This window comes from Sphingopyxis panaciterrulae (assembly GCF_014199295.1).
Taxonomy (GTDB): domain Bacteria; phylum Pseudomonadota; class Alphaproteobacteria; order Sphingomonadales; family Sphingomonadaceae; genus Sphingopyxis; species Sphingopyxis panaciterrulae.
Genome location: NZ_JACIJH010000001.1, coordinates 566,695 through 581,694 on the forward strand (window position 1 = coordinate 566,695; position 15,000 = coordinate 581,694).

The 15,000-nt window shown below is 61.6% G+C and carries 13 protein-coding genes; 3 read left to right on the plus strand and 10 right to left on the minus strand.

Going from position 1 to position 15,000, the window contains the following annotated elements; genetic code table 11:
* Positions 1–113: 113 nt before the first annotated feature.
* Together FHR21_RS02735 and FHR21_RS02740 are read right to left on the minus strand one after the other, a co-directional pair.
* Complete coding sequence (locus tag FHR21_RS02735) at positions 114–1,469, minus strand: restriction endonuclease subunit S domain-containing protein (protein WP_184095042.1); 1,356 nt, start codon at positions 1,467–1,469, stop codon at positions 114–116.
* Positions 1,470–1,537: 68 nt separating this feature from the next.
* Complete coding sequence (locus FHR21_RS02740; RefSeq protein WP_184095044.1) at positions 1,538–3,514, minus strand: type I restriction-modification system subunit M; 1,977 nt, start codon at positions 3,512–3,514, stop codon at positions 1,538–1,540.
* Between the two features lie 329 nt (positions 3,515–3,843).
* On the opposite strand from FHR21_RS02740, the gene FHR21_RS02745 reads away from it, so the two are divergent.
* A complete protein-coding gene (locus FHR21_RS02745) occupies positions 3,844–4,830 on the plus strand; it encodes a hypothetical protein (protein ID WP_184095046.1) in 987 nt (328 codons plus the stop codon).
* A gap of 125 nt (positions 4,831–4,955) precedes the next feature.
* Here FHR21_RS02745 and FHR21_RS02750 read toward each other — a convergent pair whose 3' ends face one another.
* From FHR21_RS02750 to FHR21_RS02775, 6 genes are all read right to left on the minus strand, one after another.
* A complete protein-coding gene (locus tag FHR21_RS02750) occupies positions 4,956–6,473 on the minus strand; it encodes a DEAD/DEAH box helicase family protein (RefSeq protein ID WP_276569236.1) in 1,518 nt (505 codons plus the stop codon).
* Positions 6,474–7,032: 559 nt separating this feature from the next.
* A complete protein-coding gene (locus tag FHR21_RS02755; protein WP_184095050.1) occupies positions 7,033–7,236 on the minus strand; it encodes a hypothetical protein in 204 nt (67 codons plus the stop codon).
* A 405-nt stretch (positions 7,237–7,641) separates the two neighbouring features.
* Positions 7,642–8,685: a phosphotransferase family protein gene (locus FHR21_RS02760; RefSeq protein WP_184095052.1), complete on the minus strand. Its 1,044-nt coding sequence runs from the start codon at positions 8,683–8,685 to the stop codon at positions 7,642–7,644.
* Positions 8,682–9,773, minus strand: a complete 1,092-nt coding sequence (locus tag FHR21_RS02765) for an Rv3169 family protein (RefSeq protein ID WP_184095054.1) — start codon at positions 9,771–9,773, stop codon at positions 8,682–8,684. The genes FHR21_RS02760 and FHR21_RS02765 overlap by 4 nt, the downstream gene beginning before the upstream one ends.
* Before the next feature lie 49 nt (positions 9,774–9,822).
* Positions 9,823–10,677 carry a metallophosphoesterase family protein gene (locus FHR21_RS02770; RefSeq protein ID WP_184095056.1) on the minus strand — a complete coding sequence of 285 codons (855 nt, stop codon included), beginning with the start codon at positions 10,675–10,677 and terminating at the stop codon, positions 9,823–9,825.
* A complete protein-coding gene (locus FHR21_RS02775; RefSeq protein WP_246426999.1) occupies positions 10,674–11,510 on the minus strand; it encodes a diacylglycerol/lipid kinase family protein in 837 nt (278 codons plus the stop codon). The genes FHR21_RS02770 and FHR21_RS02775 overlap by 4 nt, the downstream gene beginning before the upstream one ends.
* A gap of 89 nt (positions 11,511–11,599) precedes the next feature.
* Between FHR21_RS02775 and FHR21_RS02780 the strand changes: the two genes are divergently transcribed.
* A complete protein-coding gene (locus FHR21_RS02780; protein WP_184095058.1) occupies positions 11,600–12,523 on the plus strand; it encodes an alpha/beta hydrolase in 924 nt (307 codons plus the stop codon).
* Positions 12,520–13,305 carry a nucleotidyltransferase family protein gene (locus FHR21_RS02785; RefSeq protein WP_184095059.1) on the plus strand — a complete coding sequence of 262 codons (786 nt, stop codon included), beginning with the start codon at positions 12,520–12,522 and terminating at the stop codon, positions 13,303–13,305. The genes FHR21_RS02780 and FHR21_RS02785 overlap by 4 nt, the downstream gene beginning before the upstream one ends.
* Positions 13,306–13,474: 169 nt before the next feature.
* Here the strand turns inward: FHR21_RS02785 and FHR21_RS02790 are convergent, their stop codons facing one another.
* Positions 13,475–14,164, minus strand: coding sequence for a hypothetical protein (locus FHR21_RS02790; RefSeq protein WP_184095061.1), 690 nt, complete (start codon positions 14,162–14,164; stop codon positions 13,475–13,477).
* Between the two features lie 4 nt (positions 14,165–14,168).
* On the minus strand, positions 14,169–14,909 hold the full coding sequence (locus tag FHR21_RS02795; RefSeq protein ID WP_184095063.1) for a methyltransferase family protein: 741 nt from the start codon (positions 14,907–14,909) through the stop codon (positions 14,169–14,171).
* Between the last annotated feature and the right edge of the window lie 91 nt (positions 14,910–15,000).

Genomic DNA, 15,000 nt, shown 5'->3' on the forward strand with positions numbered 1-15,000 from the left:
AGTGGGAGGTTGCGCAACCCGTTCCGGCGGCTATGCGCCTCGTTTCAGTCATCTGATGTGTCAGCTCAATTTTCCAAAAGGAACATTATCAGGGCATTGGTTTTGCTTGGTCTCTACCTTGAGAGGAATGCGTTGATAATGGCTTCGGCGCGACTGACGGTCTCGCGCTCCAGCTCAGCGGCGTCGGCGCGCAGTTGCGAGGCTCTTTCAGCCATATCCGCAATATTGTTTTCAATGTCATGCGGGAGGCGAGCGAGAGGTATCTCTTCGACGTCGGTCGGATCGATATGAGGGATCGACGAGCCGTAAGCTGCGCGTTTGGCGAGTAGCTGTCCAATATCCGGGTGAGATAAAAAGGCGTACAAATATCCCGATCTTATTCGATCAGAATTTGGCGATATCCGGATCAGGTCGTGGGTAAAAAAGAAACTCTCGTCGTGCTTGGTGGCTAGTGTAACGCTACCGTTCAGGCCGTAGGTCTGACCTGAACATGCCATTAGCAGCCACCCCTGCTTCACGAAGAAATCGCTGTAATTGGGAATGGGATCCGTGAAGATTTTCTTGGTTTCGGGTTGGCTTAAAGAGAATAAATCATCGGAGCTCATGTAAGGAACGCCTGTGTCACCAAAGTTCCGACTGAAGCGCGTCATCCACCAAACTCTCTCGGTCACATCTCCCAGCCGGTCCATTTTCACGGAGTTCAGAGCGAGCGCCTGAACCAACGACTGGGCGCGGTATGAATGGTAGCTTGCTTCAAATCTGCGCCGCCTTCCTGCCAAGGCCGAAAGGCTTGCCGTCGAATGGTGTACGCCCTTCACCTCAATTTGGTCGAGGTGAAATCTATCACTCAGCATTTTCCGGAAGGAGGCAACGAGCCGGTCGGCTTCTTCCCGCATGTCCACGATGGAGGCAACGTCCTCACAGAATTTCGATTTCAGTTCGTCCGATATTGTCACTACCGGCAATGCATTAACGTGGGACACTTCTAGGTGCTTAATAACATGACCGTAGTGCGCGGATTGCAGCATTGCCATGACAGATGGAGATCTGAGGTACGCAAAAAGCCACCCCTTATCGTTTGGGTTAGTTAGCCGGATACGAAGGAGATCGTCCGAGATGATAACATTTTCGTGCTTTTTCTGCGACACGATTGACCGTCCTACGGTCCCGGATCGGGTCAAAAGGATTGTACCCTGCTCGACGTAAAAGCTTTGAATGTTCGGGGTCTTATTGCGCGATAGCCATTTCCTCGGTGTCGGCTCGATGTCGAAAACCTGCGTCGCCGCCAAAAAAGGAACACCATAGTCTGAATCGACAAGGATACCCTTGAGGCGGTTGGGCTGGCTGACATTGGCAATTTCATGAAGCGCAACCCAGCCCTCTAATTTAGCCGCGATGGCTTGACGCGTAGCGAAACCTGCGGCGAGGTACGTCCCCGCCTCCATTCGCCGATCAGCGCCAAACATCATCGACGCTGGGAGTGAATGGGCCTTAACTTGATGAAAGGCCCATTCTGATCTCTCGACCTTCGGGGCGCTTAATCTTGCTCTGATAGCCATGACCGGAACGCCTGAGCAATTTGGAGAGTGTTGTCGTCAATCACCTTCTTCTGCGTTCGCTGTCGCTTTAACACTTTTTGGCCATCCTGATATTCGATGGCGTGTTCTTCGATCTCTTCGACTATCTCGTTGCCCTGCCGGTCACGGACGTAGGTGACATTGCCCCGCTTATCGTGCCCAATGTGATTGGCAACAGCCATGAAAACCTGGTAATCATTAAAGCGGCCAGCGGCTGCTTCTACGGCAATTTCCTCCGGTGTTTTTCGTTGGAGCACTAAGACGCTGGTCTGGACCGAGACATGTGGCTGGAACGTATCTGCGTGCAGATCAATGCTCGCAAGCACACGAGTGTGTTTGAGTATCCACTCCCGAACATAGCCCAAACCAGGCGACCCAAGAATGCCGTCAGGCAACACCATCGCGCACCGACCAGTGCCCGGCTTCAAAAGCTTGATACACCTCTCAATGAAGAGGATTTCTGGGGGCTGGGATTTTTGTATTCCCGTCTGCATTGACCAGGTGTCAGCCCCAGCATCGTAGCTCCACGCATGACCGAGATCGTAAGCTTCGAGAATTGCGGGATCGTCAATGGGAATTTTCGAACCAAATGGCGGGTTCGTAAAAAGCAAATCGATCTGCCCAATGATTTGCCGGTTGCGAAGAGCATCTTCCCAGCGCGCCGGCGACTGCAGCGCGTTGGCCTGATACAGGCCCCCGGCCCCATCGTTGTTCATGACCATGTTCATCTTGGCCGCCTTGACCAAGTTTGGATTGAGATCAGTGCCAACGATGCAGCCCTGGGCATACTTCGCCACTCGCGACCGAATAGCCTCTTCGGCCCGGCTCAGGTTTCCGCCCCACTTTTCGGTTTCTGCCGCTCTGATCTTTTCAATTACATGGTTCATTGCCGTGATCAGGAAGCCGCCCGTTCCACATGCCGGATCGATGATTAATTGCTTTTCACCGGGATCAAGCATCTGCACGGCCATCTTGCAGATGTTTCGCGGCGTGAAGAATTCGCCGCGATCTCCACGGAGGTTCGAACCCACGATCTCTTCGTAGGCCCGACCTTTCACGTCGATATCGCTTTCCAGAAGCGAATACATTTGAAGCTGGCTGACGATGTACGTGAGCACTTCGCCATTCAGGTCGATGGCCTCATTGTCGCGAAAAATCGTATTGTACTCGGCCTTTACCTCATCAAAAAGGCCGCTGATGCGCTGTTTCGCTTTAATTTGGCCATTGAGGCTGTGGCGCTCAACTGAGGTAGCGAAGAACTGCACTTCGTCTGAGTTTCGTTCATCGTGAATTTTGCAGAAAATTAGCTTCAACAGTTCCCAAAATGCTTCCGGCTTCTGCAGGCCCTGGTTACCAGCAATGTAATTATGGCAGCGTCGAAAAGCGAACAACAATGCGTCCGATGACGCCGCCTTGAGCTGATCAAAGCGTGGGCGCTCGGCCTCGTCCTCGGAACGGCCCTTGGTAGGCAGGTCGGGGATTTCGGCGAATTCAATTTGTCCGTCAGTGTCGACCCGCTTATAGCAGAACCGCTCTAAGCCGTTCGTCCACATGCCGTAAAGAACATTGGGGCACGCAGCCATATAGCTTTGTAACTGGCCTACGCCGTCCTTGCGGTCGTTCGACCTTATTTTCTGAGATTTACATTCGACGATGATCCGGGCTCGCTCCTGTTTGTGGGGCTGCCCCGGTTCAAATACCACCAAATCCGCCCGCGGCTTCCGCGATCCAACGGCCAGGGTACACTCGACCGCTATTTCGGCTTTCGCGTATTGATACTCGCGAACGAGGGATTTTGCGATTTCTTGCCTAACATATTCCTCAGGCGTTTCGTTTCGTTGGGTCAGGCCGTCGATGAAATCGAGTAGTCTGCCTTGCTGCACGATAACGGCAACTGGCCGAGCTTGAGCGAGCGGAAGCTCAGCGTTGGTTGCCATCACGCCGCCCCTTCAACATCGGTTACATTCGACCAACGGTCGGCCACTGCATCAGCTACTACGCGGGCTAGCCAATCTTGGACTGTGGTGTCTTCTGCCGCGACGACCATCCGCATTCTCCGATGAAGTGCAGGGTCGAGCCGTACATGAACCATTCTTGGTTCAGGCCGGATATCCGGGTTGACAGCCAAGCGAGCCATGTTTCCCTCCCTGTCAACATGTGACACTTGAAGCGCTGCTATAAATGTTACGGATGGAACCGCAATGCCCTCAATAGATATGTCTATTTTCGTGGGTTTTTGAGCGCCTTGCGGAGTGGGAAGGACGAGATGAAGGTTTATATCGCCAACTTCGGACGCGAAAATTACGCGTGGCCGGACTGTCTCGCTCGCCATGAGATCGTGACGATGCAGGACGAAAGGGTCCACGACCTCTGGAGAGATGGTGACCGAAAGGGATATATAGATTTCTGCGTTGCGAACCTGAAAACCATGAAAGGCATTGCTCCGACCCGTCCAGTCGCTGGCCGCTGGTTCAACTTAGGCTCCATCGTCACCGAGAGCAGCGGCGACATGTGGCTTCATCAAGATGGCAAACATCTGTGGTGGACCGTCACGACTGATGGCTTACCGATCATTGAGCCTGGCCCCGACCTCAAGCCCAATCCCGATGGACCGCCAAACGTCTATTATTACCGGAAACCCGCACAGCCGTGGTCGAACATGAACCGGAAGGGCGAGCCGATAGAATGGAAGGGGCTGCACCCGAAGGCTCCAGACTTTCTGGTGACGGAAGCAACCCTCCAAAAGCTTAGCGACGATTATGCGGGATATGCCCTTACTCTGATCGAGGGCGGTGACCTTAGCCCGTGGCACGGTCGCGCTGAATGGAAAGCGAAGACGGAGGCCGGTTCGCGAAAGCAGCCGGTTCGAACATTCAGCGCAATGCAGATCGCCTTTTTCAACATGGCAAATGTCGCATGGGATACGGCGCTAAAAGCTAACGGCCAGAAGGAGATGCGGAACGTCAAGAATAAGGATTTTGGGTTTGCAAATCGGGACGAACTCGCGGCCTACATCGCCGACCTCTACGAAGCCCAAGAGGGTTTGTGCGCCATCACGGGCCTGACGTTGCAATTCAGGGACGGCGACGACCACCAGCTATGTTGCTCGTTAGATCGCATCGACAGCCAAGGACATTATGTACCAGGCAATCTTCAGATCGTTTGCAAGTTCATCAATATGTGGAAATCGAACCGCGATGACACTGAGTTCCGTCGCCTGATTGAAATCGTCCGCGGGTCTTCGGGATTTTGAGCACCGGAACCGGCATATGGTTGGCGATCTGCGTAGCCGTCCGACGGGAATTGAACGAACGACAGGTTCCAGAGGGCACGGAAGAATCCAATGACGACAATTGGGTCGTTTCCAGCCAAGATCGATCAGGCTGCTTTCAGCTTCTTTCGTTCGCGGCACTTTCTAGCCCTCTCCGCACCTGACATGGCCCGCACGGCTCTGGGACGGCCAGCCTTACGTGCTTCCCAATCCAGCCCTGTATCGAGCTTGCTGACCAAACAGCCGTCAAACTTGCTGGCGATCCATTCGGCGCTATCTTGACTGGGAACGATGATTGTGACCGGCGCAATGGCTTCGGAATCGCGCAGCGAGCAGCGCATAATGGCCTGATATTCGCTCTGGTAACAGATGATGGTGCGGATTTGCTGCTTGGTCAGCCCCAGCATCCCCAGGAATTTCGCGCTGGCATTGTCATGGACGAGCGCGATGGTGCTGGCGACCGCGTGGCAATTCATGAAGTGCGGCTTGTTCAGCCCGTGACTGACAGGGGGCAGGCGATCATTCTGGTTGAACATCCACATATCGGCCGACTTGTTGGCAACCCACAGGAAGCGCTGACCGCTGAAAAATCTCTCGATATAAATGCCGACGCTTTCCAGCAGGGTCGGCCCCATCTCGTTCCCCACTTTTAGTGAGCGGCTGATCGACCATTGTTGCTCGAACAGATAATGGACGGTCAGGCGATTGCCATTCTGATGCCGGTCATAGCGAAGCCCCTTGGACAATATGGGGTGCTGCCGAAATTCCACATCGTCCAGCGCATCCCATAGGATGAATAATTCGGTTTCGAGCGCATTGGCGCCCATAAAGGTGACGGACTCAAAATCTGCCACGAACTCCGAACGGAGCAGGGAGAAGAAATTGACTTCCCCGATGGTCTTTCGGCCTTCGATCAAATCCAGATAGGCTGCGGTTTCGACCATGACGGTGCGATTGTCATCGAGAAGATGAGTGGCGATGCGCTGGAAATGTTCCAGCAGCTCATCGTCGCTGTCATTGCGCTTGAGCGCTTCGACATCGGCCTCATGCCCGTCCGCAATTTTTACCGCGCTGATCCCGGCGGCGAGGTCTTCCAGCGCCAGATGATCGGTGAGGTAACGGTGAGTGTCCACGATCTTGAGCGGAATACAGCCGAACACGGCTGGGATTTCGTCGACGATCAAGTCCCAATGAATGCGGTGCGCGGGCGGCAGGCGTTTTAGCGCTTCATGCGTGATGAGCAGCACTTGCCCCTTGGCACGCTCCGCATGGGCCATGTGGCGTTCAATGCGCGGCAGCACGCTATCGCCTGATGAACTGGAATAGATGGTGTGGACGGCAACGCCGGGATAAAGATTGCTGATCCGGTTAGCTGTCTGCTGGATCAATTCCTTGGTCGGCTGAGCGATGAGGATTTTGCGTTTTCCGCTGCTCGCCATCGTGGCTGCATATTGTTCCAGCCGATGTGTTTTGCCCGATCCTGCGGGCGCAGAAACATAGTATATTCGTGTTTTCATCCGATAAATGTTCTCCTTCGTTTTCCGTGTCTGACTGCCCTTTGTCTGGGCCTTGTTTTCCGCGCTCTGTCTGATCCGATGTTCCGATTGGGGCGGCGAACAGAACATTATCTGACAAAAGCACGGAAAAGCTCGCCGCCCATTTCTATTTATACGGGGCGTCTGAAAATAGGGCGTTCTGGGGGTGGGAGTAACGCGGCAGCCTGATGGAATGTAACGATAATATTCTATTATAAGATGATTTTCGTTACGCCTGTCAGATGCGCGAAAAGCCGAAAACCGACGCAGAGCAATCCATCCAGTCGTGAGCGGAGCGAAGCGAACTGGATGGGGTAGCGGCGTCGGCGTTTTCTGGACTTGCGAGGAGCGCGGTCTGAGCAAGGCCAGTAGATGCAGACATCAATATCTCCCCCCAATGGCCTGTCGGCCCTTGGCGCGAGATAGCAATTGGCCGCGACGGCACGCATCTGCAGATGCTTCCCTTCTGCGTCCATTGCTCAGCCCTTCGGGATTGAATTTTCGATCTCAGACGACGAGCGGCAACGCCGCGTGATGAGATTGGGGCGGCCTTTGGCGCTTGTTTGCCGTGTTACAGACCAAGCCAAGGCGTCAGGAATTATCTACATAGTAAATGACTTGAGGCTGGCGTTGATGGAATGGTTTGCGATCAGCGGTTTTGCAGTTTGAAGATATAGGACGCCTTGATCGCCCTCTCGAATTCCCTGCGCCGCTTCTGCTGATCCTTCGTCCGATCCAAAGCCTGTTTGGCCTGATCCACATCGCGCTTGCGGGCGGCGACAACGGATTGCTCAGGTGTCAGCGGCTTCTTTGGTTTCTTGGGTTTGGTGGTGGCAAATTCGTAGAATCTCATATCGTATTTATGCTTGCCAAGTTTCAATATTGATTTTAATAACTTAGCTATGAATTTGCCCGCAACAGATATGCAGCAGATTTGCGTTATTTTTGTTTAATCTTTATAATTCAACGCGATAACTCATAATTTAAGTTATCGAAGCGTTAAAGGCTTTTTCCGCCGACGGGTGGAGAAGGAAAGGGCGGTCCGGCGACGGGCCGCCCTTTTTCATGCGGAAACGGCCAGCGAACGGCGACTTTGGGGTGGGGAGCGGCCATACCCCAGCTTCGTCATTCCCGCGAAGGCGGGAATCCAGTGTGGGGTCAGCCGACGCACGCTCTGGATTCCCGCCTTCGCGGGAATGACAAGGTTATAAAGCGCCGATCGTCGTATAACGGCCGTTTCCCGGCATGCTTCATCCGGCTAAAGTAAATCCAGACTCCCCAACGCCAACGCTTGGCGCGCCGGGCGTTCGGCCATCACCGCGAACATCTCGTCGCCGCGCGCCGTGCGTTCGACGTTCATCGAGGCGAAGACGGCCATGAAATAGCCGCTGAGCGCGCCGATGCGATAGTCGGTCCACAGCGCGGCCGCGTCGGGGGCGATGCCACGGGCGCGGAGCGCGGCGAGCCAGCGGTCGAATGCGGGGCGGTCGGCGGCGGCGCGCTCGGCCGGGTTGGCGATGCTGGTGCCGATCAGATAGGCGAGGTCGGTCGCGCCGCTGCCGCGCCCGAGCGTCTGCCAGTCGACGAGCCAGCAACGCGCGCTGTCGGGGGCGAAGAGGATATTGTCGATCCTGAGGTCGCCGTGGACGATCGTGCGCGCCGCGGGTTCGCGCGTCAGCCAGGCGTCGAGCCGCTCGACCAGTCCCGCCCCGAGGTCGAGCACCTCGGGCGCAAGCCGCGCGGCGTAGCGCTCGCGAAAGCCGAGATAGAGCTGCGGAAACAGCGCGCGGACGATGGCGCCGCTGTCGCGTGCGAGCCAGGGCAGCGCATCGAGCCGCGCGTCGTTCCACAGCAGCGCGTGGAGCCCCGCCGCCGCGTCGATGCACGGCGCGAGCCCGTCCAGCCCAAGCCCCGCGAGCTGATCGCCCTGCCGCGCCGGTGCGAGGTCGGAGAGCAGCAGGACGAAATCGACGTCGTTCGCCGCGATTTCGGCGTGATGGCAATGCGGTGCCGCGACGCCGCTGCCCGCCGCCAGTTCGCGATACCAGTTTACCTCCTTGACATAGGTGCCGGTCAGCGCCGCGATGTTGCGGCTCGCCTCGTCGTGGCTCGGGCATTTGGCGACGACGGTCGCGGGCGCGTCGACGCCCTCGGCCCAGTCGAGCGCGAGGCGAAAGCTGTCGCACATCTGGCCGGTACCGACCTTCGCCGCGGTGAAGCCGCGGAGCGCTCCGGCGGACCGCCCGAGCTTGTCCGCGAGCCAGGCCGGGGTCATCGTCTCCGGCGCCGTCGGAAAGCTCATCGCGCCGGGTCCATCAGGCCCGAAAGGCCGGTCGGCGCGTGCGGGCCGACGAACAATTGCTCGAGCACGCCGATGCCGCGATGGACCGCGCTGCCATCGGTCAGTTCGGCAGTCACCAGCGCCTGGATGTGCATCGCAAGCGGATTGCCCCAGCCGCGCTCGGCCTCCGACAGGCTGTCGTGCCCCACCGCGAGGTCGGGGCCATGGTCGAGGCCATGGCCCCAGACCGGATGAGTATAGCCGAGCCCGCTCATCGCGAAGACCGGCCCGGAGGGGATCAGCCTCAGGCTACGGCCGCTGCCGAGCTCGGCGTCGAGCCGCGCGATGCGCCGCGTTCCCGCCGCCCATTGGACGGCAAAGGTCGCGGCGTCGAAATGCTGCTCCGCTCCGCCGTCGCCGACGATGACGGCCCGCCGATTCCAGGCATGGCCTTCGCCATCGTCGTTGCTGTGGAAGAAGAGCGAGTGATCGGCGAAATTGCAGGGCGTCCATAGCCAGAAGAATTGATTGAAATTTCCCTCCGGCGGCGGTTGCGGCTCGCTCGCGCCCACCGGGCGGATGCCCCAGCTTCGGTCGCGCGTGCCGGTCCAGTCGGTGCCGACCGCGATGCGCTCGCTGTCGACCGACAGCCAGCCGGCCCAGCGGCCGTTCTGCGTCATGCGCGTATAGTCCATGAACAGGCGGGTGCCGTTGCGGCGGACGAAGCGCGGTTCCTCGATCGGGAAATGGCGGCCGGTGAAGGTGAGTTCGCCGGCCAGCGGGCCGCCCTCCGCCGCGATGTGCAGCGTCACTTTTTCCAGCGGCGCGTCGATCGCGAACGCGATCGGGCCGACGGTCAGGTTGAGCCGCTCGCCCCCCGAACGCCGGCTCGCGCGCAGATTATGCTGCACGCCATCGACGATGACGCAGAAGCTCGCGTCGACGATGCCGAGCTGGGGATAGAATCCCATCGCCGAGGCGAAGAAGACCGACCCGTCGGGGCTGGTGCCGTTGAAGAAATAGCGGTCGTAGAAATTGCGGTCGGTCCCCGCGAAGGCCACCGGCTCGCTTGTCTGGTGCAGCGGATAATCGTCGCCTTTTGTCAGCATCGTCCCTCATCCCGTTTTTTCTTGCAACCTAACGGGATGGGCGCCCGCGTCAATGCACGGGCGGATCGACCGGGGGTACGGCCTGCACCGGCGCGACCGGCTCGCCGGCCTCGCGCGGCGGCAGCGCGTCGGGCGGGATATCGTGGATCTGCATGTCGGGGGTTGGAACCGCGGCAAGGTTGCGGACGGTGACGTCGACCGTGCCCGCCGCCGGATCGACGTGCAGCGCGTTGAAGCTCGGCGGGGTCGAGCGCAGCCGCCGCGACAGCGTGCCCGCGCCGATCATGCGGATGGGCCCGGCCGCGGTCTGTTCGACAAGGTCGAAGGCGTCGTGGACATGGCCGCTGAGCACCGCCGCGACACCGCGCGCCGCCAGTTCGCGCAGGGCTTGCGCGCCGCCGCGGGTCAGCGCGCGGCCCCTGGTCCCGACCTCGACGAGCGGATGATGCGCGGTGACGAGGATCTGCGTGTCGCGCGGCTGCGCGTCGATCGCGGCGAGGGTCCTTGCCAACGCCTTCGGCGCCACGCGGCCCTTCGACCAGTCGATCCGCCACTGCGCGCGCGCCGTGGTCTTGAGCGGCACGATAGCGAGCCCCGGCAGGTCGAGCTCGCGTTCGAGCAGCGCCTCGATCCCGCGAATCCGCCGATAGGGATCGAGGAAACGCTCGACGAGGTTGAAATAGGGCAGGTCGTGATTGCCGACCTCGACCGTCACCGGCACGTCGAGCGCGCCGATCCAGTCGCAGGCGGCGGCGAATTCGCGCGACCGCGCGCGCATCGTCAGGTCGCCGGTGACGAGCACCGCGGCGGGCGCCTCGCGCCGCACGCAGTCGGCCACCCAGGCGAGCGCCGCCGGGTCTTCCAGCCCGAAGTGCAGGTCGCTGATGTGGAAGAGCGTGGTCATGCCGTCGAAAGGAACGCGACCTTGCTGACATCGCCCCAGAATTTCGCGCGCCGGCCGAGCTCGGCCATCTCGCCGTCGAGTTCCAGCCCGATCGGCTGTGCGCTTTCGAGCGTCAGCATCGCGGCGGTCGTGATCGTCTCGCTCGGGCCGTCGCGGAAATCGCCGCCGAGCCAGGCGAGGCCGTGGCGCAGCACGTCGGTCGCCGATTCGGTCAGGACGCCGTCGGCGCGGACGCCGCGCGCGGTGGGGGTGAGGATGACCGCCTGATAGCCGCTGCCGTCGGGCGCGATGCGCACGCCCGGTGCGTCGAGCATCGCGGACAGCGCCTCGGGCGCCTCCTGACTCGCCTCGATCAGCCCATCCTGGCGCAGCGTCTCGCGCACCTCGGCCCAGCGCGTCGCGGGGCCGGCGACGATGGTGATATAGGCATCGCCCGCGTCGCAGCGGACGATCGGCGGATGCAGGCGCCGGCCGCGACCCGCGAGTGCGTCGGCCAATATATCCTCGGCCGGCCGGTCGCCGTGCAGCGCCTTCGACAGCAGATTGAGCGTGCCGCCAGGCAGCGGCAGGATCGCGCCGTCCCACCCCGCCGCCTTGCCCGCCGCGGCGTTGATCGTGCCGTCGCCGGTCCACACCAGCAGCGCGTCGATGCCCGCTTCGGTCAGCGCAGCGGCATCGGGCAGGTCGGCCTCGGGCAGCGCGAAGGTCGCCGCGAGCGGCGCGCCGGCAGCGCGGCAATGCCCGGCGATCGTCTCGCGCAGCGTTTCGTCGTGGCTGCCGCTCTGGCTGTTGCAGACGAGGGCGGGGCGGGCGATGGCGGTCATGTCCTGCATACGCACGAGGACGCAAAAGGTGACGGCGCTTGTCCGCCGCCGCGCGGACCTGTAGGGCGCCTCGGCGCGCAAGCAAGGAATGGCGGCGGTTGCTCAAGATTCTCCTCTTCATCGGCCTGCTCGTCCTGCTGCTCGGCGGCGGCGCGAAGCGGGTCGCCGCGGGCGGCGCCAAGTCGCTCGACATGGCCGACCGGCTGCTTGGCGGCCGGGGCGCGCGGCTGCTGCTCCAGGATCAGCCCTATGGCCATGGCCCGCGCCAGTCGCTCGACATCTGGGTGCCCGAAGCGGCACGCGCGGACGATCGGCTGCCGGTGGTCGTCTTCTTCCACGGCGGCGGCTGGGACAGCGGCGACCGAGGGAGCTATGGCTTCGTGGGACGGGCGCTGGCGAACGAGGGGTTCGTGGCGGTCGTTCCCGACTATCGGCTGGTGCCGCGCGCGCATTGGCCCGATTTCCTGCAGGACGGCGCCGCCGCGGTCGCGTGGGCGAGGGGCCATGTCGCGACCCTCGGCGGCGACCCCGACCGCATCGCACTGATGGGCCATTCCGCGGGCGCCTATAATGCGGCGATGCTCGCGCTCGATCCCCAATGGCTGCGCGGCGCGGGGAGCGACCCGGCGGTGATCCGCGGCGTCGTCGGACTCGCCGGCCCCTATGATTTCCTGCCGATGGAAAAGGGCGGCCATGCCGACAAGGCGATGGGCAAGATCCGTCCGGCCGAGCGGACGCAGCCCATCGCCTTCGCGCGCGGCGACGCGCCGCCGCTGTGGCTCGCGACGGGCGACGGCGACACGGTGGTGCGCCCGCGCAACAGCCAGAATCTGGCCGCGGCGATCGAGGCGGCGGGCGGTTCGGCAAGCCTTCGCATCTATCGGGACATGGGTCACAAGGGCATCGTCATGGCGCTCGCGACTCCCTTCCGGTCCAAGGGGCCAGTGCTCGATGAAGCGAGCGATTTCCTGCGCGGGGTGACCGCGCGCCGGGTGTCGCCGTTCGAGGCCGCGGCGCAATGACCGGCCCGATCCCCGCTCGGATTCCCGCCATCGTCATGGCCGGCAGCCGGCCCGGACCCGACCCGCTGCTTGCGGGCACCGGCGTCGCGACCAAGGCGCTGCTGCCGGTCGCGGGGCGGCCGATGCTCGCCCATGTCGTGGCGGCGCTGCGCGCCTCGCCCCACATCGGGCCGATCACCATCCTCGCGCAGGACAGTGCCGCGCTTGCGGCCGAACCCGCGCTGGGCGGCTTCGCCGACCTGCATTTCGCGGATTCGGGACAGGGGATCAGCGCTTCGCTCGCCGCCGCGCTGCCCGTGGGCGATGCGCCGCTACTGGTGACCACCGCCGACAATGTGCTGCTCACGCCGTCGATGATCGCCGAGTTTCTGACCGGCGCCGCGGACAGCGACGTCGCTGTCGCGATGGTCGAACGGGGCGTGCTGCTCGCCCGCTATCCCGAATCGAAGCGCACCTGGCTCAGGTTCCGCGGCGGCTGGTGGTCGGGGGCCAATCTGTTCCGCCTGCGCGGGCGGCGGGTGCTGCCGCTGCTCGATTTCTGGGGCCGGATCGAACGCGACCGCAAGAAGGGGCTGAAGATCATCGCCGCTTTCGGCCCGGCGCTGCTGCTCGCGGCGGTGCTGCGATTAATTACCATCCATCAGGGCGTCGCGCGCGCGGGGTTGCGCTTCGGATTGAAGGCCAAGGTGGTGCCGATGTCGGAGGCCGAGGCGTGCATCGACGCCGACAAGCCCGTCGATATCGAACTGATCGAGAAGATTTTCGAGCAAAGAAGTCGTTAGAGCGGCGTGCGTTAAATCGGCATGCCCCATCCCCGTTCGCCCTGAGCTTGTCGAAGGGCCGTTCTTTGCTTCAGGCGCCGCAAGAAGAAGGACGGTGCTTCGACAAGCTCAGCACGAACGGAAAAAAGGGTGATACAGATTTACGGCTTGCCGCTCTAGGCTGATCGGATCAGGCTTCGGCCAACGCCTTGTCCACCGCCGCCGTCGCCAGCGCCAGTTCCTCTTCATAGGGAATCGTCGCGTCGATATCGACGATCGGCGCCCCGCCCATCGCCAGCAGTGGCACCGTCTCGACCTTGCGCGCGATCAGCGCGCGGTCGTGGTCGGGCTTGCGCGCCATCACCGTGTCGATGTCGACATGCAAGCGGATGACCAGCGTCGGAACATGGGATGCCATTTCGGCATAGAGCGCGCCTTCCTCCGCCTGGATCGCGGCGAGGCGCAGTGTGGTCGCCCGGCCCGCGAGGATCGGTCCGTCGTGGAGGCCGGGTACTTCGAGCTGCGGATAGCGGTCGGTGACGACGGTGATGCCGGCGCGGCGCTGCGCGACCAGCGCGTCGAACTTCGCGCGGCGTCGCCGCGACCGGCGCAGGGCATAACGCGCCGCGAACAGGCCGGGGATCGGTTCGCCCGGATCGCGCAGCCGGTCGGCGATGCCGTCGAGCCAGCGGTGGAGCGGCGGTCCGACGATCGGCCAGCGTCCGATCCGGCGCCCCTGCTCGCCCGACCCGAGGCCGAGGTAGCCGGCCTCGGCGCGGCGGGTCTGCTGGATATGGGCGAGCAGGTCGGCCGATAGGGTCGACTTGCCCGACCCGTCGCTGCCGACGACTGCGATCAGGGGAGCGAGCTCGCTCCCCATGCGCTCAGCTCAATTCCTTGAAGAAGCCGACCATCTTCAATCCGCCGATGAAGAAGCGGACGACGACGAGCGCGGCGAAGGCATAGACCCAGTTCCACTGCACCGGGGTCAGCGCGTCGAAGTTGAAATCGAGCCGCGCGAACCAGGTCAGGAAGACGGTGGTGGCAAGCAGGAACAGCTTGTTCTGCTCGCGCCAGATCATCCGCTTCCACCAGAAGGGATATTTGGGCTTCACCCAGCCGTGCAGGCGCGGCAGCAGCGCCGGGACGTCCTTCGCCCATTCGGCGTGCGCGGCGCCGAACTTTTCGCGCAGAAATTCTTCCTCATAGATCGAGATGCGTTCGTAGATCAGGATCGCGAGCAGGAAGACGATCGCGCCGAACACCCAGCTTCCCGACAGCATCGCAAGGCCGGTGAAGTTGAGGATGCGCCCGACATAGAGCGGATTGCGCACCAGGCTGTATGGGCCGGTGGTGTTGAGTTCGCTCGCCTCGGCGGCGACCTTGGCGCGGCCGGAGGTGCCGAGCGCGGCCCAGCCGCTGGTGAAGACGCGGACGATCGCGCCCGCGCTCGCGACGCCGAGCGACAGCCAGAACCAGGCGCAGTCGCCGCTCGCGCTGCTGAACGGACCCCAATCCTTGCTGCACCATGCAATCAGCACCGAAATCGCGATGGTGATGTAGATATAGGTGCCGCGAATGAAGAAGAGGCGCTTGCCGCTGCGGGCGAGTTCTTGCTGATACATCGAGTTCCGCCTGTTGGCCGCCGGGGTCGGACCCTGCGCGGCGTAAAAAGTGGCGACCCCTCTAGCAGATATTGCGGCGAAAATAAGACCG